Here is a 21,681-nt window from a genome sequence, read left to right as displayed (position 1 = left end):
AACCCTTCTCGCTTTCCTTTTCCAGACGGACAGGGAGGTGGTGGGTGGTCGCTGGTAATATCCATCCTCAGGCTTGGGCTCTAACAGGACGTGTGTTAGAGTTGGCTGACTTGACGCCTTCGAGCAAGGAGGTGCCCATGGACGAAAACAGTATTGCGGCGGTACTCGGTAAGCTGGATTATGAGATCTTTGTCCTGACGGCAGCCCATCAGGACCGATCCAGCGGCCAGATTGTATGCTGGGTAGTGCCGGCGACGATCGTCCCACAGGTCCCTCGTATTCTGGTCGGGATTGGCCGGACGACCTTTACCCGCGAACTTATTGAGGTTAGCAGAAAGTTCGCACTGAACCTGCTCGGGAAGGATCAATGGCCATTGGTGGCCCACTTCGGCTTCCGGTCCGGCCGAGAGATGAACAAATTTGCGACCGTTCCCTTTGAGCGCGGGGTGACCGGCAGCCCCATCCTACAGGGAACTGTCGGCTACCTGGAGTGCGAAGTCAGGACAGTGCTCGATGCCGGGGCTGGCGCTCATCTCTTTTACCTGGCTGACGTCATTGATGGGAAGATCGTGGCCGACCGAAACCCGCTCTGCCTCCACCACTTGCCGGAAGTGTTACCCCCGGAGGATTTCGCCACCATGCGGCGGCTCCTCGAACATGACGCCCAGTGTAATCTTGGACTCCTCTAAAAAGCAGCTACCAGCCATAAGCTGAGCTGACAGCTTATGGCCGATAGCTGCTTTTCCAACCCCTTGGGGCCGGTAGTGGTCCCTCTTCGAACAGAGATACTTCGGTTTGACCTAAGACCTCCTAGTGGGTGCAGGTGCTCTCCCATCCACTGTGCTGGCCCTTTGGCTCATGCCGCCATTCGACGAGCTCGTGGAAGATCCCGTCAAAGTACGTCTTAAAGTCGGGGGCCACATCGGCGATGGAGAGGATACCAAGCAGCTTCTGGCCGTCCTCGACAACAGGGAAGCGCCTGACTTTGCGCTGGCCAAAGAGCCGCGCGGCCTCAGCCATCTCAAAATCGGGAGCGATCGTGTAAGGATTCCGGGTCATGATCTCCTCGATCCGTGTATTTTGCGGGTTCCATCCTTCGGCAACGCACTTGATCGTGATCTCTCGGTCGGTAATGAGGCCGAGAAGTTTACCCTCGTTAGAAATCAGCACGCATCCCACTTTCTGGTCGCGCATTTTGCGCGCTACCTCGGCGGCGGTTTCCCACGGTGAAGCCGTCACCAACTCGGTCATCATACCCTCTCGCACTTTCATCTTCTATCCCTCCTTGCAACTACCGGATAACATGAAAAGGGCGATCTCCTCCCCTCCGACCACCCCGCCTCAGAAACAGTACAGCCCCTCAGGTAGGCGGCAGGACCTGAAGGGCTGTAACCTGTACCTCGACCTCTTGCGAATTCGAACGTTCAGGCATTTCTACTTCCCGTACCCCCATGGACTACCTCTTCTCCATGGGGCACAACTCACACATCGCCGCCTTCATATTGAATGTAGTAACCAACCTCGTTCTTGTCAAGCAAGCTGGACCCTAACAAGACTTGACACGATTGAAGTCAATGGCTATACTGCGTATATCCTAAGGAGGGTCGATTATGGTGACCAAGATCCAAAGATGGGGTAATAGCCAAGGACTTCGCCTAGCCAAGCATGTTCTTGAGGAAGCGCACATCTCGCTTGGTGACGATGTTGATGTACGCGCAAGAGATGGTGTCATCGTCATTGCTCCTGTGCGGCGTGTGCGTGGAAAACATAGCCTTCAGAAACTGGTCTCTCGCATCCCTAGCGACTATGAAACAGAAGAAATTGATTGGGGACAACCAGTCGGCAGAGAATCGTGGTAAATGGCCGACTACATACCAAAAAAAGGCGACTTCGTTACTGTGACGTTCGATCCCCAGTCCGGCCACGAGCAGAGGGGCAGACGGCCGGCCTTAGTGGTCAGCAATACGCTGTTTAACCAACATACCGGCCTTGCGATCGTCTGTCCTGTCACGAAGACAGATCGAGGATTCCCATTTCATGTGGCTGTTCCCAACGATCCGAATGTGGCCGGCTTTGTCATGGTTGAGCAGGTCAAGTCGATAGATTATCGTACGCGTAAGGTCAGGCGTATAGGCACCGCTTCTGATGCCGTGTTTGAAGAGGTGTTATCGATCCTTGATGCATGTATTTATTAACGGCCCAACCAGGCGACTACTCGACCGTGATGGATTGCTGGGTGCCTTTACGCTTTCCCTCGAAAAGCCAGTCCCGACGCCTGCTTCGCCACAAAAAGCCACGAAAAGCGCTTGACCGTCTCCCAGATTTGGCGTAATAGATCGTCAGTCACCTTTTTTCCTTGGAGGGGTCTGTCTGCCGCCTGTCTGCCACAGGCAGATCAGGTGGGGAGGACAGCATTGCCAATCATACTGTAACTGGGGCAATTGACCATCCAACTCACCGAGGCGAGAGAGCACGGAGAGCAGGCCATCCGATGGGATGTGCTCATCAAGCAGCATGATCTTTCGGGGCGCCAGGCCAAGGCCCTCGGACACATTCTTGAGCACGGCAGCCTGACTATCCAGAGCTTCGAACGTCTGTGTCCCGAGGTCAACCGTCGGTCTCTGCAGCGGGACCTGAAAATCATGGTCGATGTCGGACTGCTGGTCACCGAAGGTGAAACGCACCACCTGCTCTACCGCCTGGCGGAGCCGGGTTGATTTTTGCGACAATGTTTACGACATGTTCACGACAGGCTTTGCGACATGGCCTTGAGGCACTGGGGCCGAGGACATCGAACTCGACGCCGCTTCGCTGCGCTCCGTCGGCAACGAAAGCTCAGCCAGACCCGGATCGCGGTAGCGATCGTCCGGATCGAACACAATGCAGGCAATGTCACTATCGAGACGCTGCTGAAGGTCCCGCGAGTCCTCGGGAGCTCTCTCGATATCCGACTGACAGCGGCGTAAGACTGCCGGCGGGAACAGATACCCCAGTGATGAGCCATACCTCCGCTATAGTCCGTAAGCGGCCTGGACAGCGATGGCGACAGGGCGCCGCGTGAAAGCGTGGGTGGGGGAAGATAGAAGGGGGTAAGATCTTGAGGAAACCGATGGGAACGAATCGCAAGATTGCCCAAACCCGCTCTGATGGTTATTGGGATATCCGAGTATTTCATAGGACTAAACAGGGGAAGCGAGACCCCAGGTTTCTATTTAAATGCGGCTGCTGCAACGAAAAGCTCCAGGTATATTACGGAGAAGACAGCCTTGAAATTAACGGTGTCATGGGGTCGGTCGATAACTGGCGAGAATTACTTTTGCCGCTCCTAGACATGAAGCTGCCAGGCCAGACACGCCGAAAGCTGAAGCACGTACCTTCAGGGAAAGCCAAGAAAAGTGTCACAAAGCGAGAGAGCGTGAACCGCCTGGACGGAACAGCCTGAATGCGCTTTGACCGGCAGGAATGATTGGGGCAAAGATGTCAGCACGACCATGATCTCTACGCAAGTCCTGAATCGGGGTGGACTTGGGGGTCAATAGCCGCGCTGATCGTCTATAGGGCGGCCGAGATAAGGTCACCGAAGCCACCAGCGATTGTCGGCCAGAAGAGTCTTGACCGATTGGGGTACGAGTGCGATATTGCGAATAAATTCGCCGGTGAATAGTGGTACCGCCTTTGAAGATAGGCCATCGGCCTGTATCGTTCTCTAAAGCAGCCCACACAGTTCGATTACAGGGCGCCTGGGTCGATTCGGAGGATGCATTGATGACTTTGCAAGACATTAAGAGTGTTGCAGTGCCGGCTTGCAGGGAATTCAAAGTAAAGAGGCTGGACCTTTTCGGGTCGCTCGCGCGCAGCGCGGGAACTGCTGGAAGCGATGTTGATCTCCTCGTTGAGTTCGAGGAGCCCTATCTGCACCCATCCAAGAGATTCTTTGGACTGCTCCATTATCTCGAAGATACCTTGGGGTGCAAGATTGACCTACTCACGGTCAGGGGTCTCAGAAATCCCTATTTCCGCCGCAGGGTTCTCAAGGAGAGGATGAACATCTATGGAGGATGAACTCCTCAATACCTCTACGATATCAGAGAAGCTGCTTCGGCCATTCTCCGGTTCGTCCGTGGAAAGACATTTGACGAATATGAGTAGGATGAATTACTCCGGAGTGGTGTTGAGCGGAAGTTCGAGATTCTTGGAGAAGCACTGAATAGAATCAGGAAGGACAATCCCGCTCTACTCGGCAAAATACGGGAGCATCGCAACATCGCATCGTTCAGGAATATCCTCGTACATGGCTACGACAGCATCGACCACACGATCGTATGGGGCATCATCGAAGAAGACTTGGACAAACTGCTCGAAGATGTAGAAAGATTGATTGAAGAAGCGGATCGAACCAACAGTGGTTCCTGACGGTGTCCGCTAGCATTCATCTCCTGCATGTGACTCACCCCGTAGAAGGCGTGTACCGGGTATAGAAAGACCGTTCTCCCCACACCAGCGTTGGGGATATGGTTGACAAGTGTGTGAATCGAAACGAGAATCACATGGACGTGTTCGCGCTGTAGCCGCATACTATGCCAGTCAGTATACGCAGTGATTCGATTTCAAGTGATAGAAAGGCTTAAGGAATGAAGGGGCAGTGGATAGGTAGCTACACCGGCTCAACTGCTGGTACGATCATCGTCAATATCGACGAGCGCTCCTCGCACTATCAAGGCGTTGCCTACCTCAATGAGAGCGACAAGGCGGTCCCCAGCACCGCTGCGTTCTTCAAGACTGAAAACAAGGAGAATGCCTTCCAATTTCGCACCAACCTTATACTACCGATTGATCCGCTTTCCGGAACAACCGCCCTGTGGGATGGCGTTAAGCATCACTACTCGGACAGTATGGCTGTCTCCAAGTATGCCGATGTAGCCGGCTTCTGGGGAAATGATTCCTTGACGCTGTCATGGACGACGGACATCGAGGCGACAGGCACCTCCGTGTTGCCGCGGTCTATGGCAGATAAGCCTTCTGGGCTTGTGGCGCTAAACAAAGAATGGAGAGCTTATCAAGAGTACGTCGCTGGCCTGGAAAGAAGGCGGTACTTATTTCGGGGACAGAATAAACCGTGGCGCTTGCGCACGTCATTCCATCGCGCCGGGCGGGCTGACCTGACAAGATTTCTGAGTGAAGATATTCAAGTCCTATATAAGCATCTCAGCGCGAGGACAAAGCATGTCTTCAATTTAGAAATCCCAAATGAGAATGGGGCCTTCTTCAACTTGGTCCAACACCATGGGTATCCTACCCCGCTCTTGGACTGGACATACTCTCCCTATGTAGCCGCCTTCTTTGCATATCGTGGCATCTCAAATGAGCAAGCTGCCGAAGCCGATCCCAATGACAAAGTGAGGATTTTGGTATTCGATCAAGCACAGTGGAGGACCGACTGGAATCAGTTGCTGCAGTTGCTTGCCGCCGAGCCTCATTTGTCGATTGGAGAGTTCATGGCAATCGAAAACGAGCGAATGATTCCACAGCAGGCGGCCTCCACGCTTACGAATATTGACGATATTGAGTCGTACATTAAGTCCAAGGAATCCAATGGCAAGAACTACCTCTCGGCAATTGATTTACCTGTTCGCGACCGTAAGCAGGTGGTTCGCGAACTCGGCTACATGGGCATCACAGCAGGTTCGTTGTTTCCGGGGTTGGACGGAGCTTGCGAGGAACTGAAGGAGCGCAATTTTGAAATCTAATCAGGCACTGGAGGCCAACGCTAAAGGAAGGTACGACTCTGTTATGCGGCAGTATAGCAGGAGGCGATAAACGTGAATTGGGAGCAGGTAGTTCAAAAAGTTACGCCTTACATCTTTAAAATCGAAACTCCAACAGGCCACGGAACTGGATTCCATTTCCTTTATAATGATGCCAAGACATGGTGCGGCGTTGCAACCGCTCTTCACGTTGTTGAGTATGCTAATACATGGAAACAGCCAATTCGCTTGACTCATCATAGTTCCTCTAGGGAATTATTTTTAAAAGATTCGGAATATATCATCATCACCGATTGGAAAACTGATTCCGCTGTAATACTTTTTCAAAAGCCTGACTTTGAACTCCCAAGTGAGCTTATAGAACTTCTCCCACTCGGCACGCCTCTCAGCATCGGCAATGAGGTCAGTTGGCTCGGCTTTCCCGCTATCGAGCCCTATACCCTTTGTTTCTTTTCCGGTAACATCAGTGCGTGGCAAGACTTCAGGAAAGCCTACCTCATTGACGGTGTCGCTATTAATGGAGTCAGCGGAGGTCCGGTTACATTTCTTCACAGCACCGATGGGGTTAAGGTTGTTGGTATTGTTTCCGCATATAAGGCAAACCGAGCCGCTGGTGATACTCTCCCTGGCTTACTCTATTCTCAAGATGTTTCTCATTTTCATGGCGTCATCAATCACATTCGCTCCGTAGACGATGCAAATAAGAAAAAGCGAGAAATTGAACAGCAACAACAAAACGAGAAAGGTGCTGTATCACAAGGTGTTCCAGCGGATGCGGATAAAGCTCCTTCCCGCTGAGCTTAACGTTACATTTTCCATCACACCCCTCAGTTTGACACTAGGTAGGACGTCGGGAAAAGAGAAGTTTCATGCCATGACTGGCTGAACAAGAGCAACAAGAGATCATCCGATACATCGAGGCCGACAAGCCGCTGCCGGACAAGTTTCGTTTCCTGCTCTTCGAGGACAAGCGCGAGGTGGAACTTGTCTGGAACGGTAAGTCCAGCGAGGTCTGCAGTATCGTCCTGCCCTTCCAGGTCATCGAACAGGTGGATGAGCCGCGCACCGAAAGGCCAGATGGCACCTCGCCACAAGGATTGTTTTTTGCTGAGCGCGGCCGCCAGCGCAAGGGCTGGACGAACAAACTGGTTCCTCATCGCTGAAGAACGGGCCGCAAGGGCCAAGGTCGTTATCAGCACGCGTTTCAACAGTAAGCAGCAGGTGTTTCTCGATTTTGTGCTGTCACACTACGTCAGCGTCGGGGTGGAAGAACTTGATCAGGACAAGCTCACTCCCCTATTGCGGCTGAAGTATCACAACTCCATCGCCGACGCCGTGGCCGATCTGGGCAGGCCGGATGAGATTGGGCGTGTCTTCGCAGGCTTCCAGAAGTACCTGTATCAGCAACAGGCGGCCGCGTGACAAACAATAACCAATGAGCGACCAATAGGGGTGAGCGTTAGGCATCGTAGCCGTACAATCGGAGGAGTGTCCTGAAATGTTACCAGACATAGACCTGTTCATCGCGCTTGAGCGCCGCGTCTGGCAGGCGCTGGCAGATGGCGATGCCGGCGCCGATTCCAGTCTCCTCGATCCCCAGTTTGTCGGCGTCTATGCAACGGGCTTCAGTTCAAGAGATAACCATGTGGCGCAACTGCGCAACGGCCCTATTGTTAAAAGCTTCGCCATCGAGGATCCTCGACTCCTGGTGTTCGCACCGGACACCGTGCTTCTTGCCTATCGAGCAACCTTTACACCGGCCGGCAAGGCCGATCTACAGGTGGTCCACACCATGTACGTATCGTCAGTCTGGAAACAACGCGGTGCTGACTGGGTCAACATATTCAGTCAAGACACGATGGCAGATGAGGCTGCCAAGTGACCAGGCCTGACCCTGTGTTCACTCGGGCACGCACCCCAGACGCCGCGCATCTTCAGTCGGGGCGCGGAGTCACAACGGTTGTCGGCGCAACTTATTTTCACGAAAGGAGACACAGCAATGGGTGACAGTGGAAAAAAGGATAAAGGCAAAAGGGAAACGCAGAAAAAGGCCCAGCTTGATCCAAAGGCAAAACGAAAGTTGAAACAAGAAAAGAAGCATAAGTCCAGCTCCATCTCTTCCAAGTGACCTTCAATCACGCCAGGAAGCTGACGCTTCGTCGGTCTGACGTGACGCTCGACCCGGCCCGATGAAATGCGTTGTCGTCATTGGAGCGGGGGCAGCGGGGACTATGGCCGCGATCTTTGCGGCCTCCGGCGGCGCCGAGACACTGCTCCTCGAACGCACGAAGGACGGCGGACGCAAAATCCTCATGAGCGGGGGCGGCCGGTGCAACATCCTGCCCGCCGTCGTTCATGAGTCGCGCTTCGTCACCGATTCTTCACCCCACACCCTTCGAAAGATGCTCCGCTCCTGGCCGCTCGGCGAACAGATCGCGTTCTTCGAAGGCGAAGCCGGGATCCCCCTGATGGAAGAAACGGAGTCGGCGAAGCTGTTTCCACAATCCGAGAGTGCGCGCGATGTTCGCGACCGGCTGCTGGTGCTCGCACGCGCCAGAGGCGTCGTGATCGAGGCCGGCGCGTTGGTCACCGGATTCACGCCGGTCAGCAACGGCTGGCAGATCGAACGACGCGGAGGACCCTCTCTACGGGCCGATGCCGTCGTTGTCGCCACGGGCGGCCTCTCCTTTCCCGGTACGGGAAGCGACGGTCTTGGGCTTCGCATCGTCGAGACGCTGGGCCACACGATCAACCGAACCTACCCGGCGCTGACCTCGCTGACGGCGACGGTCCGGCGAAAACCGGGCACGATGGGTGGCGCGCCGTTCGCCGCGCTTTCAGGAATCTCGCTGCCGGTCACACTGACCGCCCGCGCAGGAATTTTGGAGTCCACATCGACAGGAGGATTTCTGTTCACCCACCACGGCTACAGCGGACCTGCCGTGCTCGATGTGTCTCATGTCGCCGTACGCTCACGCGCCGAGATGAGCGCTCCCGCACGTCTCGTTGTGAGCTGGACGTCGTTGAACGATAAGGATTGGGAATCGGCTCTCGCACCGCGCGGCTCTCGAACGGTGTTGAACGCTGTGGCGGCTCAGTTGCCGCGTCGACTCGCTGAAGCGCTAATCGAATTCGCAGGGATTGATCTCCGCCGAACGCTCTCGCAACTGACCCGCGATGAGCGGCTCCGCCTCATCGACATTCTCGTGCGCTGCGAACTGCCGTGGTCAGGAGACGGGGGGTACAGGAACGCCGAAGTTACCGGCGGTGGCGTGCGTCTGTCGGAGATCGATCCGAAGACGATGGAAAGCAAGATTCATAAGGGGCTGTTTCTGTGCGGCGAGATGCTCGACGCCTTCGGACCGATCGGCGGCTACAACTTCCTCTGGGCGTGGGCGACGGGGCGTGCGGCCGGCCTTGGCGCATCACACACGCAATAGGTCTATAATCATTCACTCTCTCAATCTGAAATAGTAGGTTCACGGATGGCTCTTATTACACTCGATCACGTCTCCATCGCGTATGGACATGTCCCGCTGCTCGACGACGCAAGCCTGCAGATCGAAGCCGGCGAACGTGTATGCGTGATCGGCCGGAACGGCACCGGCAAATCCACATTGCTCCAGATCCTCAGTGGAGATCAGACCCCTGACAGCGGCTCGGTGTGGCGACAGCCTGAGATTGGGGTTGCGCGGCTCGTGCAGGATGTTCCCCTGTCGTCCAACCGCCCTGTGTTCGACGTCGTTGCGGAAGGACTCGGTAACCTCGGCGAGTTGGTGGCCGCCTACCATCACGCGGCGGTGGAGGTAGCCGAGCGAGGCACCGATATCTCGCTCGACAAGCTGGGCAGGCTGCAGCGCGAACTCGAAGAGCGGGACGGTTGGCGCCTCGAACAGCGCGTAGAAACCGTTATCAAGCGTCTGGACCTCCCGGCCGAGGCCATCGTCGATAGCTTGTCAGGAGGCTGGCGGCGGCGTGTGCTGCTGGCGCGGGCGCTGGTGGCCCAACCACAACTCCTCCTGCTCGATGAGCCCACCAACCATCTCGACATCGACGCGATGATCTGGCTCGAAGAGTTTCTCAAGACGTACGCAGGTGCGGTGGTGTTTGTCACCCACGACCGGGTGTTTCTCCAGAATCTGGCAACGCGGATCGTGGAGCTGGATCGCGGCATACTGACGTCGTGGCCCGGCGACTACGCGACCTTCCTCTGTAGGAAGGAAGAATGGCTTGCGAGTGAAGCCGCGCAAAACAACACGTTCGACAAGCGGCTCGCCGAGGAAGAGGTGTGGCTTCGCCAGGGCATCAAGGCGCGGCGTACGCGGGATGAAGGCCGGGTTCGTGCGCTGTTGGCCATGCGACAAGAGCGGGCCGCACGGCGCGCGCAGGTCGGTAATGTGCGTCTGCAGGCCGAGATCAGCGAGCGCTCGGGTCGGCTTGTGTTCGAGGCCACCGGCATCACGAAATCGTTCGGCGACAAGGCCGTCGTCCGTGATCTGTCGTTACGCGTGATGCGCGGCGATCGTGTGGGGTTGATCGGTCCGAACGGTTCGGGCAAGACGACCCTGCTTCGACTGTTGATCGGCGAACTCACGCCCGACACGGGCGATGTGAAGCGCGGCGCCAACGTCCAGGTGGCGTATTACGACCAGCAACGCGAGCAACTCGATTCCCAGCGCACGGTGTTTGACACGGTCGGCGACGGAAACGACACGGTCACGGTAAACGGCCGTACGCAGCACGTCCACGGATACCTCCGCGATTTTCTATTTCCACCTGAGCGTGCGTATGCCCGGGTACAGACGCTGTCGGGCGGTGAGCGAAATCGCTTGATGCTGGCACGCCTGTTCACGCAACCCGCCAACGTCCTCGTCCTCGATGAGCCCACAAACGATCTCGATATCGAGACGCTGGAATTGCTCGAATCGTATCTCATCGAGTGGCCGGGAACGCTGCTGCTTGTCAGCCACGATCGCGCGTTCATCGATCACGTCGTTACAAGTACGCTCGCCTTCGAAGGCGGCGGACACGTGCAGGAGTATGTCGGTGGATACGAGGATTGGCTGCGGCAGCGCGACACCCGGGAGATAGCAGCTAAGGCACAGCCGGAGAGGACGGCACGCTCTGCGGAACCACCCGTGACGGTGGCGACCCGAAAGAAACCGACCTATCGCGAGCAAAGGGAACTCGAGCAGCTTCCGGCGCAGATCGAAGCCCTGGAACGCGAGCACGCGCAATTGACCGCCTCGATCACCGACCCCCTCTTTTACCGGCAGTCGGCCGATTCCATCACACAAGCGCTCGCGCGCCTCGAGGCATTGGCACACGAGCTTCACGACGCCTACGCCCGCTGGGATGAGCTCGATTCCCGCATCGCACGCGGACGCGCGTAACGGACTCAGGTGTTTAGGCTGTAGGCTGAAGTCCGTGCGTGTTCCTACAGTCTAAAAGACTACAGTCTATCTACCTAAGTAGTTGCCTTCCTGCTATAATACACCGCTATGATTTCAGTGAACGGCGTGTGCATGCGGTTCGGCTCGAAAATCCTGTTCGAAGACGTCACGACGACGTTTTCCGCAGGGCGGCGCTACGGCCTGACGGGCCCCAACGGGGCCGGCAAGTCGACGTTTATGAAACTGCTTACCGGCGAGATCGATCCGCAGGTGGGTACGGTGTCCGGGCCGCGTAAGCTCGGCGTCCTCAGCCAGGACCAATACGCCTTCGACCGGTTCCGCGTCATCGATACCGTCATCATGGGCAACGCACGCCTGTGGGCGGCCCTTCAGGAGCGCGACGAGCTCTACGCACAGCCGGAGATGACCCACGAGGCCGGCATGCGCCTCGGTGAGCTCGAGGGCATTGTCGGCGACGAAGACGGTTACTCGGCGGAAAACGACGCGGCCCTGCTGCTGCAGGGGCTCGACATTCCCGACGACATCCACGACTGGAAGATGTCGGAATTACAGGGCGGGCAGAAGGTGCGTGTGCTGCTGGCGCAGGCCCTGTTCGGCCACCCGGAAGCGCTGCTACTCGACGAGCCGACAAACCACCTGGACCTGGATTCGATTCATTGGCTGGAGGAACTCCTTGGCCGGTACGACGGCACGCTCATCGTTATCTCACACGACCGCCATTTCTTGAATAACGTCTGCACGCACATCGCCGACATCGACTATCAGACGATCATCACCTACACCGGCGGCTACGACGACATGGTAGTCGCCAAGACGCAGATACGGTCGAAGATCGAGTCCGAGAACGCGCAACGGGCAAAGAAGATCGCGCAATTGCAGGACTTCATCCAGCGTTTCGGGGCGGGCACGCGCGCGAGCCAGGCCACATCGCGACGCAAGGAAGTCGAACGGCTGCGGACGACCGATCTGGCCCGCTCGAACATTCAGCGTCCGTACATCAAGTTTCTGATGAAGCGGCCGTCCGGAAAAGTTGCGCTGGAGTTCGAGAACCTATCGAAGAGCTTCACGAATAATCCTGTCATTTCCGGCTTCAGCGCCATCGTCCATCGGGGTGAGAAGATCGTGCTTGTCGGCCGCAACGGGGCCGGCAAAACTACCCTGCTAAAGGCGCTGCTGGCCGATGCGCCAGGCTTGCCGGCCTCCCCTTCCGATGTGGACAGCGGCAAGTCGACGTGGGGGCACGGAGTGTCGATCGGCTACTTTCCACAGGACCACACCGGAGAGATCGAGAAGGGGCTCACTGCGGCGGACTGGCTGCACCGCTTCGATCCGGATGCGTCACGGCAGGATATTCACGGACTGCTGGGGCAGATGCTGTTCAGCGGCGAAGAAGGCCACAAGCCGACCGAAGCACTTTCGGGAGGCGAAACCGCCCGGTTGCTGTTCTGCCGCATCATGCTGTTGAAACCGAACATGCTCGTCCTGGACGAGCCCACCAACCATCTCGATCTGGAATCTATCAACGCGCTGAACGTGGCGCTTCAAAAGTTCGAGGGCACCGTGCTGCTGGTCACGCACGACCAGGACCTGCTCGAAGAAGTGGGTACGAGGATATGGCACTTCGAGCACGGCAAGATTGTGGATTTCAAAGGGAGCTACGAGGAATACGCTTCGTCGCTGGTCTGACGCGCGTCTTTGGCGACATGGCACGCCGACCAGCGGCCCGGACGGCATATGCCTAGCGTCCTTTCTTCCTCTCGAAATATCGCCATCCTGGGAGGCGGAGCAGCGGGCATGTCCTGCGCGCTGTGGTTGAAGCATCTGGGTTTTTCGCCTGTCCTCATCGAGCCAGGCACGGCGCTGGGCGGGCAATTGTTAGGGATTCATCGGATCAACCGTTGGATATTGGGCATCCCGGGACGAACGGGGTCGGCGCTCGCTGAGCTGTACGGCAGGCACGTGTTCGATGAAGCCATCGACGTCCGCCTTGATGCCAGGCTTGACTCCGTAATGACGGAAGATTCCGGGTTTAGCCTGGTTGTGCGGGAAGGCAAACATCACTGCACGGCATCGCTGCTTGCACGAGCACTCGTCATCGCAACAGGGTTGCGGGTCAACTCCTCAGACATCCTCCATCCAATCCCGGGCGCCCTTCCGCTATATGAATCCGGCCTCTTGTCGTTTTTCCCCCTGGACCATCTCGAACCAATGGAAGCCCTTGAGGGCAAGCGGGTGGCTGTGATAGGCGGCGGCGACAACGCCCATTTTACCGTCAAGGATCTCGCCCCCAGAACCGCCCTCACCCATTTGATCATCCGCTCGCGGCCCAGGGCGCAGCCCATGGTGCGTCAAGAGGTGGAAGCGCTCATCCAGCAGGGGCGCGTCCAGGAACACGGAGGCGCACTCATCACCGGCTTTTATCAGGGATCCGACGCTATTGCCATTGCGTTGGCCCGAAACGATTCCAAGGCTGAACGCATCGAGGTTGACCGGGTTTTTGCCCGCACCGGCTTCGCCCCGAATACGGAATTCCTCGTCGGGCTCGGTCCCTTGGCCGGGCTGGAAAGGAATAGCGACGGCTATGTGCGGGTCGATGCCTGGAAGCGCGCGTCGCTGCCGTTCGTGTACGCCGTCGGCGACGTCGCCAGCCCCGATCATCCCTCCGTCGTCACCGCCATTGCCGACGGCGCGGTAGCGGCGCAGGCCATCGTCCAAGACGTGGGAGCATAAGCATGGGCGTTGATACGCCGCTGGTCTGGATCGTGGACAGCGCCTACACCGGCGAGTTACACGCCCGCCTCGGCGTGGCCGAGCAGTTGGGCTACGGCCACGCGATCATTCCTTTGCCCAACGACGACGCCGGGACTTACGCCAGGCTGTTGGAAGACCGCTACGATCATGCCTGCCGGGACGGCGAACCCAGACCTGTGATCCTGTTGAGCGGCACCGGTGAGGATACGATCGGTCCTATTGCGGATCTCAAGGGTATGTTCCATGGGCGGCTGCTGAACGTGTACCTGGCTTCCATCCTTCCGGACGAACTCGATCTGCGGCTTCAGGAGTACGATTTGGTCGCCTCCCCCCAGTTGAGCGGCGCCAATGTCGTCACCACCGTGGGCGTGGTGCACAGGATGACGGACCGCCTGCTGGACCAAGCGTTCCACCGACACCGAGATGTGTTCGCCGGCTTGACTCGGCCCCTGGTGGGCTTGCTGGTTGGCGGCAACACCCGCTATTGCTTCGGCTTCCACGAAGACCATGCTCGGTGCTTAGGTAGACGGGTCACAAGCATCATCACATCGCTCCAGGGGAGCCTGGTGGTCACCAATAGCCGCCGAACCCCGAATGAAGCTCTGGCCGCCTTACTGAACGAGATTGCGAGTCTGAATTGCCGCTTTTTCGACTGGCAACAAGCCGACTCCTATTTGTATCCCGCGCTCCTCGCCCATGGCGATCTGTTTATCGCCACCGGAGATTCGGTCTCCATGTGTTCCGAAGCCAGTTACACAGGCAAGCCGCTGCTGGTGGACATAAATGACTGCGCGACCGAGATCTACCATCGCCATATCATCGGCAAACTCATCGCGTATGGCGCAGCCAAGCCGCTGAGCGATACGTTCCAACCCTGGACGTATACTCCACCAGATCCGACAGGGGCCGTGGTCTCGGCAATCCGCGAGCGGCTTCTTTCGTAGGTCGGGTTAGCGCAGCGTAACCCGACAACTCAGTTGGTCAGGATGGGGGTGAGGACTCCGGCCTATGCGTGGATATCACCCCAAGCTGCTGCATGACGAATCCAAGGAAGTTGTGTTGCGCCCATCGCTCCACGATCTTCCCCCTCTCGATCCGGTAGATGACAATACCAGCCATCTCTACCAGCTTCCCGGTCGGCGGGATACCCTTGAACTCGCCTTTATGCGTTCCGGTTCCGCTTACTCGGACCACCACCCGGTCCCCCTCGGCAATCAGATCATGGATGACATGGGTGCCGTCGGGAAACGCAGTCGCAAACACCTTGAATGCCTGCTTGATCCCTTCAAGGCCGGGTTTGAGATCAGGGATTGGCGGCGGATCGTGGTCGATAAGATCGACGGAGAAGAACTCATCCAGCGCCGCGAAATTCTGCTTATCGGTCTCCTCGTAGAGGCGACGCACCAGACGTTTGTTGTCTTCGGTCGACATGTCATCCCTCCTAAATACGAGTGCTACATTCCCAGTGTGGACTCAGGGTCGGTTATTTCGAAGAACGACGAAGCTCGCGATCGATGATCCTCTGGAAAGCCTCCAATGGCAGGGCACCCACGACAAGCCGCCCGTTGATAAAAAAGGTCGGGGTCCCGGTGATGCCGAGGCGCGTCCCCTCCTGTACATCAGAAGCGACCGCTGCTGCGTGCTTTCCACTATCCAGACATGTCGCGAAGTTGTTGGCATCGAGCTTCAACTGCTCGGCAAATCGTTTGAAGTCTGCGGGCGTCGCCTGAGCCTGAGACCCAAAGAGGAGGTCGTGATATTCCCAGAACTTCCCCTGCTCCCCAGCGCATCGCGCCGCCTCGGCCGCCTTCGCCGCTTTGGGGTGAAGGCCGGCGATCGGGAAGTCCCGGAACGCTAACCGTACCTGCTTGGGGTAAAGCCGCACCACCTCTTTCAGTGTCGCAACGACTCTACTGCAGAAGGGGCACTGAAAGTCGGAGAACTCAACGATAGTGACCGGCGCATCCTTGGGACCTTGAGCAAAGGCTCCTTCCGCGCTCACCGGGATCCGGACCGGCTCCGGCTCTTCCAGAAAGCGCTCGACCTTGGCGCGTTGCTGAAGGCCGGTCAGATAGGCATGCCGCGCCTCCTGCAGTTTCTGACCCACCAGGTACTCGCGAACCTTAGGGCGAAGCTCAGCTTCCTGTCCCTGCAGGCGCGCCTTATTCTGTGTCATGAATGCCTTGATCTCTGTATCAGTGACCTCAGGGGCCTTCGAAGTAACCTCGGCCTTCAATAGCTCCTCAACCGTAATCCCGCGCCGCTTGGCCTCGATCGCCAGAAGGCGCTCCGTGATCAGTTCCTCCAGCTTCGACTCCATAAGTTGAAACTTCTGCTCTTGCAGCTTGGCGAGCTGCGGGGCCAGAGCCTTCTCAAGTTCATCAAGCGTCACTACCTGGCCATCCACCCTTGCGGCCATTCCCGGTTCCACCGGTTTAGCCGCCGGTTCGCCGCCGAATGCAGACCGCTGCCCCACAACTACCCATAAGAGGAAGGCCGCACCAATCGCTGCAGCCCGACGCGCTGATCCGCTCTTTCCCATGAACAGCATAATAATAGCCTCCTTACTTATTGATTTCAGAAACCAGATTGCGCTAGGCCTGTACCAGAAAGTTTCGCATCATGTCCAGGTCCTCGTGTTCGAGATTGTGGCAGTGATACAGATACAGACCCGTGAAATGGTCAAAGCGCTTGAGGATCGTCACCTTTTCGCCAGGCATCACCAGCACCGTATCCTTCCAGCCGTTATCCAAAAATCCTTGACTGACCGAAGCGTACTGTCGTTCGAATCCGGGGGCCATCTCCCGCTTGAGCACCTGAAACTGCTGACCATGGATGTGCATCGGGTGGGCCATCATCATCCCGCGGGCGCGGTGATCCCGATTCACGAATTCCAGTAGCTGCAAGGTATTCAGCGGGATGATCTCGTCTTCGGCAACCCGTGTCAGTTCAAACGAGCGGCCGTTGAGTCGTGGCGACATACCCCTCATCGACAGGTGAATGGACCTGGGTTTCTGGGCATTGGCAGCGTCTTGCGGCCGGTAGCGCTGAATCTGCGATAAACGGCGCGGGAGGACACGCTGATCAGGTTCCTCTCGTACCATGCGAGCCGTCAGGATAGGGTACTCCGTCCCTTGAGGCAAAGAGGCGCCCATCATGCCCATCATCCCGCCTCTCATGCCGCGCCCCATCCCCATCATGCCACCACCCATGCCCATCATGGGCATCACACCAGAGAAGACGGTACTGCGCAGCGTGATTTCCTCACCGACCTTTCGGCCGCGGAAGTCTGCCCAAAGGTCTACCCGCTCACCGGGTGCCAGCATGACGTAGTTGCGGATCTCCGGGCTCTCCAACAGTCCTCCATCGGTACCGATTACGGTCAGCGGACTCCCATCACTCCACACCAACTTGTAGATGCGTGAATTAGACCCGTTGAGGAATCGAAGGCGATACACTCGGGTAGCCAGCGGGAGAACAAAATCAGGTTTCCCGTTGACCAGTATCCGATCACCCAAGAACCCCCTCCATCGATCATGCATATGCGCGATATAACGCAACTGGTTGCGGTCATCGAAGCTGCGATCCTGAATGACCAGTGGAATATCATACTCGTCGCGCGGCAGATCCAGCAACTGCTCCTCAGTATCTGTTACGAGAATCAAGCCCGCCAGACCATAGTAGGCCTGCTCAGCCGTCCGGTGGTTTGTGTGCGGGTGAAACCAATAGGCGCCGGCACGATCGAGGACTGTAAATTCGTAGGCAGAGGTCTCACCGCTGCCTATCTGATGCCTTGGGTGACCGTCTGCCTTCTCGGGTACATGCAGACCATGCTGATGGATTACGCAGGGTTCAGGCAGCTTGTTGTGGAAACGGATGCGAACCTTTTGCCCTTGGCGCAACCGTAGTATGGGGCCGAGATAGCTATCCGGAATATCCTTCACGGTGCCAGGCGGCCCCTTGATCAGCTCCCCTGAGAATTTCCAGACCTTCGTCGGTCGACCGGAGAGAATCGGAACCTCGGTTGGCTGCGCGGTGATCCCGATCTCGACATCCGGCTCGGATTGACCTTGGTGATCCTGAGAACTCTGTTCGCCTGCCGCAAACAACCACTCCGGAACCCCTGCCACAGCTACCGCGCCAAGACCGAGACACTGCAATAGCCTTCTCCGGGAAAGATCAGTCGCTTCACTCATAGGAAGCACACCTCCTGCTCCGGATGCATCTGAAATGGCTGGTAGCCCACTTCGAGCATGCAAAGGGCATGCGGGGAAATCGTTTTAGATGCATGACTACGATCTTTTCCTTCAAGTATCACTTTAAGATCTTCTGGCCGTAATCTTCCCCGTCCAACGTCCAGCAAAGTCCCCATGATGATTCGAATCATATGGCGGAGAAACCCGTCCGCCACGATATCAAAGGCCAGATGATCCCCCTCCTGTCGAAACTCGGCCACTAAGACCGTTCGGACCGAGGATTCGGCGGAGCTGTGGGCCGCTTGAAAGGCGCTGAAATCATGTGTCCCGATCAGCGTCCTCGCGGCCTCAGCCATAGCATCTATCTTTATGGGGTGAGGGACAAATAAGGTGTAACGGCGCTCGATAGCGGAGGGGTATGGGCGCGTTAGGAGGGTATACCGGTACCGCTTCCATCTGGCGCATCGCTGGGCGTGAAAGTCCTCATCGACCTCCTCTACTCGACTTACAACGATATCGGAGGGTAGAACGCTGGTCAGGGCTCGCCGGAGGGTATCTGGAGGATGACTGAACGGCGCTCGAAGACTGGCAACTTGTCCGAAGGCATGAACACCGGCATCGGTTCGACCCGCCCCCATGACATGGATACGCTGCCCGACAATCCGCGCGACCGCTTCCTCCAGCGTTCCTTGAATGGTCGTCATTCCCGGCTGGACTTGCCAGCCATGATAGTCGGTCCCATCGTACTCAATCGTCAATTTGAAAGTAGACATCATTGTTTCGAAAGAGCGTGGGGGGTGAGGTGTTGAGGGTGAGCGATTGGTCCAAGTCCTGCCAATCCTCTGTTGTGCTTCGACGGGCTCAGCACGAACGGGTAAACGTCAACTTCTTCAATGTCCATGCCGTTCGCCCTGAGCGTGTCGAAGGGTGAACGGGAGTTTGCGGGACGAGTTCAAGACTCTCGGCTGATTAGAGATATCGGTCAACTAACAGCTCAGCGATCTGAATGGCATTCAGGGCCGCCCCCTTTCGAAGCTGGTCTCCCACCACCCAGAGGTTGAGGGCATGATCGTTCGTAAGATCTTCCCTGATCCTCCCCACAAAGCAGTCGTCCTTGCCGGCCGCGAGGATCGGCATCGGGTAACGGCCCGCTTCCGGTTCATCCATCACGACAAGCCCCGGCATCTTTGAGAGCAACTCCTTCGCTTTCTTTACTCCGATCTTCCGCTCCGTCTCGACGTTCATGGAGACTGAATGAGCGGTAAAGACGGGGACGCGCACGGTCGTGGGAGAGACCCCGATCGAATCGTCTCCCAGAATCTTCCGAGTCTCGAAGACAAGTTTGAGTTCCTCTTTCGTATAGCCGTTCGGCTGGAACGTGTCGATATGAGGAATGACGTTGAATGCAATCTGTTTGGGGAACGCCCCAACCTCAATCGGTTCGCCTTTGGCCCAGGCTAACGTCTGCCGTCTCAACTCCTCGATCCCCTTCGCCCCCGCGCCGGACACCGCCTGGTAGCTCGAGGCGATGACGCGCCTGACCCGGCCATAGTCGTGCAGCGGCTTCAGCGGCATGAGCATGACGATCGTGGTGCAGTTGGGGTTGGCGATGATGCCGCGGGTCTGATACCCGGCAAGCGCGTTCGGGTTGATCTCCGGAACGACGAGCGGGACATCGGACTGCATCCGGAACGCGGAGCTGTTATCGATAACGACAGCGCCGGCCTTGACGGCCGCTGGGGCAAACTCATGACTGCGGGTAGCGCCGGCCGAAAAGAGGGCGATCTCAATCCCATGGAATGAACCGTCGCTTAGACTCTCGACCTTGATCTCCTCCCCCCTAAAGGTAAGGCTCTTTCCGGCTGAGCGATCGGAGGCCAAGAGCTTCAGGCGTCGGACGGGAAAGCCTCGCTCTTCCAGCAGTCGAAGCATCGTCTCTCCGACCGCGCCGGTGGCCCCGGCGACCGCTACCGTGTACGTTCTGTTCGCCATGTCACGCCCTCGCGCTTACAGTCCCTTTGGCGCGGCTACATCTTTTGGCGGCCGCGCCGCACCGACAATCTTATTGACTGCGTTCAGGTAGGCTCTCACGCTGGCCTCAATAACATCGGTCGAGGTTCCTCTGCCGATCACGGTATGGCCATTGACCTCCAGTTTCAGGACCACCTCGCCTAATGCGTCCTTCCCTGCCGTGATCGCCCTGATCGAATAGTCGGCCAGGCGCCCCTGGACCTTCGTGATCTGGTCGATCGCTTTGTAGGCCGCATCCACCGGGCCATCCCCCCAGCCTGATTCCTGGAAGATCTCGTTGTCGCGCTTGAGCCGCACGGTCGCAGTGGGAACGATATTCATGCCGCTGGTGAACTGCAGATAATCAAGGGTATAGGTCTCGCCGGCGGCCAGGGCTTCTTCCTCGACGATGGCCAGCAGGTCGTCGTCGAATACCTCTTTCTTCTTATCGGCCACGATCTTGAACCGGGTAAAGGCCCTATTGACAGCCTCCTCAGGCAGTATCGCGCCAAGCTCTTCCAGTCGCTTCTTGAAGGCGTGCCGCCCGGAGTGCTTGCCCAGAACCAGTCGACTCTGAGGAACCCCCACCGATTCCGGGGTCATGATCTCATAGGTCAGAGGCTTCTGCAGCATGCCGTGTTGGTGTACACCGGCCTCGTGCGCGAAGGCGTTGGCGCCGACGATGGCCTTGTTCGGCTGGACAGGGATCCCGATGATGCTGGTGAGCAGCTTGCTGGATCGGTAGATCTCCTCCGTATTGATGCCGGTTTCGAAGTCAAGCAGGTCTTTTCGTGTCCGCAGCGCCATCACAATCTCTTCGAGGGAGGCGTTTCCTGCCCGCTCGCCGATTCCGTTAATGGTGCATTCGACCTGTCTGGCTCCGTTTCTGACCGCCTCCAGCGAGTTCGCCACCGCCAGCCCAAGGTCGTTATGGCAGTGGCAACTAATCACCGCCTTATCGATGTTGGGTACCCGATCAAACAGATTCTTGATCCGGGCTCCAAACTCCCAGGGGAGGCCATAGCCGACCGTATCTGGGATGTTGATCGTGGTGGCCCCCGCCTTGATTACCTCCTCAACAACCTTGCAGAGAAAATCCTGCTCACTCCGATGCGCATCCTCCGGCGAGAACTCGACATCGTCGGTATAGCGTCTGGCATGCTTCACCGCCGCAATGGCGGCCTGCAGGACCTCCTCCTGGGTCGATTTCAGCTTGTACGTGATATGAATCTCGGAGGTGGCGATGAAGATATGGATCCGTGAGCGATCAGCATACTGTAACGCTTCCCAGGAGCGGTCGATGTCGAGATCGCGAGTCCGGCAAAGGCTAGCAATGATCGGCCCGCCCTTTACGTTCTGGGCGATCGTTTTGACCGCCTCAAAGTCGTCTTCGGACGCGATGGCGAAACCGGCCTCGATCACGTCAACCTTCAGGCGCGCCAGTTGCCGGGCCATCTCCAGCTTCTCTCTGGTATTCATGCTGCAGCCGGGCGCCTGCTCGCCATCCCGGAGCGTGGTATCGAAGATCAGGATTTGGTTGCCCAT

22 protein-coding genes and 1 pseudogene are annotated in these 21,681 nt (G+C 57.4%); 16 read left to right on the top strand and 7 right to left on the bottom strand.

The window, feature by feature from the left end:
• The first annotated feature begins 137 nt into the window (after positions 1-137).
• Positions 138-689, top strand: a complete 552-nt coding sequence (locus tag PHV01_RS00655) for a flavin reductase family protein (protein ID WP_337289205.1) — start codon at positions 138-140, stop codon at positions 687-689.
• A 121-nt stretch (positions 690-810) separates the two neighbouring features.
• On the opposite strand, the gene PHV01_RS00650 is transcribed toward PHV01_RS00655, so the two are convergent.
• The gene (locus PHV01_RS00650; protein WP_337289204.1) at positions 811-1,272 is read right to left on the bottom strand and encodes a CBS domain-containing protein; all 462 of its coding nucleotides are present in this window, start codon (positions 1,270-1,272) and stop codon (positions 811-813) included.
• A 338-nt stretch (positions 1,273-1,610) separates the two neighbouring features.
• Here PHV01_RS00650 and PHV01_RS00645 point away from each other — a divergent pair, with 338 nt between their 5' ends.
• The 15 genes and pseudogenes from PHV01_RS00645 (at position 1,611) to PHV01_RS00575 (ending at position 14,874) form a co-directional block, all read left to right on the top strand.
• Positions 1,611-1,859: an AbrB/MazE/SpoVT family DNA-binding domain-containing protein gene (locus PHV01_RS00645; RefSeq protein ID WP_337289203.1), complete on the top strand. Its 249-nt coding sequence runs from the start codon at positions 1,611-1,613 to the stop codon at positions 1,857-1,859.
• Positions 1,860-2,195, top strand: coding sequence for a type II toxin-antitoxin system PemK/MazF family toxin (locus PHV01_RS00640; protein ID WP_337289202.1), 336 nt, complete (start codon positions 1,860-1,862; stop codon positions 2,193-2,195).
• Positions 2,196-2,441: 246 nt separating this feature from the next.
• Positions 2,442-2,717 (top strand): hypothetical protein, encoded by a 276-nt coding sequence (locus PHV01_RS00635; RefSeq protein ID WP_337289201.1) that lies wholly within the window; start codon positions 2,442-2,444, stop codon positions 2,715-2,717.
• Positions 2,718-2,762: 45 nt separating this feature from the next.
• Positions 2,763-2,966: a hypothetical protein gene (locus PHV01_RS00630; RefSeq protein WP_337289200.1), complete on the top strand. Its 204-nt coding sequence runs from the start codon at positions 2,763-2,765 to the stop codon at positions 2,964-2,966.
• Positions 2,967-3,765: 799 nt separating this feature from the next.
• Complete coding sequence (locus PHV01_RS00625) at positions 3,766-4,062, top strand: nucleotidyltransferase family protein (protein ID WP_337289199.1); 297 nt, start codon at positions 3,766-3,768, stop codon at positions 4,060-4,062.
• A gap of 569 nt (positions 4,063-4,631) precedes the next feature.
• The gene (locus tag PHV01_RS00620) at positions 4,632-5,747 is read left to right on the top strand and encodes an FRG domain-containing protein (RefSeq protein WP_337289198.1); all 1,116 of its coding nucleotides are present in this window, start codon (positions 4,632-4,634) and stop codon (positions 5,745-5,747) included.
• 72 nt (positions 5,748-5,819) lie between these two features.
• Positions 5,820-6,563, top strand: coding sequence for a serine protease (locus tag PHV01_RS00615; protein WP_337289197.1), 744 nt, complete (start codon positions 5,820-5,822; stop codon positions 6,561-6,563).
• Positions 6,564-6,926: 363 nt separating this feature from the next.
• A pseudogene (locus PHV01_RS00610) lies at positions 6,927-7,187 on the top strand (type I restriction-modification enzyme R subunit C-terminal domain-containing protein); the annotation flags it as partial.
• Between the two features lie 76 nt (positions 7,188-7,263).
• Complete coding sequence (locus PHV01_RS00605) at positions 7,264-7,647, top strand: nuclear transport factor 2 family protein (protein ID WP_337289196.1); 384 nt, start codon at positions 7,264-7,266, stop codon at positions 7,645-7,647.
• A 117-nt stretch (positions 7,648-7,764) separates the two neighbouring features.
• Entirely contained in the window at positions 7,765-7,893 is a 129-nt protein-coding gene (locus PHV01_RS00600) for a hypothetical protein (protein ID WP_337289195.1), read from the top strand.
• Positions 7,894-7,954: 61 nt separating this feature from the next.
• Entirely contained in the window at positions 7,955-9,205 is a 1,251-nt protein-coding gene (locus tag PHV01_RS00595; RefSeq protein WP_337289194.1) for an aminoacetone oxidase family FAD-binding enzyme, read from the top strand.
• A gap of 45 nt (positions 9,206-9,250) precedes the next feature.
• Positions 9,251-11,158, top strand: coding sequence for an ATP-binding cassette domain-containing protein (locus PHV01_RS00590; RefSeq protein WP_337289193.1), 1,908 nt, complete (start codon positions 9,251-9,253; stop codon positions 11,156-11,158).
• 108 nt (positions 11,159-11,266) lie between these two features.
• On the top strand, positions 11,267-12,865 hold the full coding sequence (locus PHV01_RS00585) for an ATP-binding cassette domain-containing protein (protein WP_337289192.1): 1,599 nt from the start codon (positions 11,267-11,269) through the stop codon (positions 12,863-12,865).
• Between the two features lie 48 nt (positions 12,866-12,913).
• Positions 12,914-13,909: an NAD(P)/FAD-dependent oxidoreductase gene (locus PHV01_RS00580; RefSeq protein ID WP_337289191.1), complete on the top strand. Its 996-nt coding sequence runs from the start codon at positions 12,914-12,916 to the stop codon at positions 13,907-13,909.
• Positions 13,910-13,911: 2 nt separating this feature from the next.
• Positions 13,912-14,874, top strand: coding sequence for an ELM1/GtrOC1 family putative glycosyltransferase (locus PHV01_RS00575; protein ID WP_337289190.1), 963 nt, complete (start codon positions 13,912-13,914; stop codon positions 14,872-14,874).
• 37 nt (positions 14,875-14,911) lie between these two features.
• Here PHV01_RS00575 and PHV01_RS00570 read toward each other — a convergent pair whose 3' ends face one another.
• From PHV01_RS00570 to PHV01_RS00545, 6 genes are all read right to left on the bottom strand, one after another.
• Complete coding sequence (locus tag PHV01_RS00570; RefSeq protein WP_337289189.1) at positions 14,912-15,361, bottom strand: ester cyclase; 450 nt, start codon at positions 15,359-15,361, stop codon at positions 14,912-14,914.
• Between the two features lie 52 nt (positions 15,362-15,413).
• A complete protein-coding gene (locus PHV01_RS00565) occupies positions 15,414-16,481 on the bottom strand; it encodes a thioredoxin domain-containing protein (protein ID WP_337289188.1) in 1,068 nt (355 codons plus the stop codon).
• Between the two features lie 43 nt (positions 16,482-16,524).
• A complete protein-coding gene (locus tag PHV01_RS00560; protein ID WP_337289187.1) occupies positions 16,525-18,126 on the bottom strand; it encodes a multicopper oxidase domain-containing protein in 1,602 nt (533 codons plus the stop codon).
• A complete protein-coding gene (truA, locus tag PHV01_RS00555; RefSeq protein WP_337289186.1) occupies positions 18,123-18,884 on the bottom strand; it encodes a tRNA pseudouridine(38-40) synthase TruA in 762 nt (253 codons plus the stop codon). The genes PHV01_RS00560 and truA overlap by 4 nt, the downstream gene beginning before the upstream one ends.
• A gap of 211 nt (positions 18,885-19,095) precedes the next feature.
• Positions 19,096-20,118 (bottom strand): aspartate-semialdehyde dehydrogenase, encoded by a 1,023-nt coding sequence (locus tag PHV01_RS00550; RefSeq protein ID WP_337289185.1) that lies wholly within the window; start codon positions 20,116-20,118, stop codon positions 19,096-19,098.
• Positions 20,119-20,133: 15 nt separating this feature from the next.
• Positions 20,134-21,681, bottom strand: coding sequence for a 2-isopropylmalate synthase (locus tag PHV01_RS00545; RefSeq protein ID WP_337289184.1), 1,548 nt, complete (start codon positions 21,679-21,681; stop codon positions 20,134-20,136).

The sequence above is a fragment of the Candidatus Methylomirabilis sp. genome (assembly GCF_028716865.1).
GTDB lineage: Bacteria > Methylomirabilota > Methylomirabilia > Methylomirabilales > Methylomirabilaceae > Methylomirabilis.
Note: the sequence above shows the minus strand (reverse complement) of the source record. Positions and strands in the feature narration are given on the sequence as shown.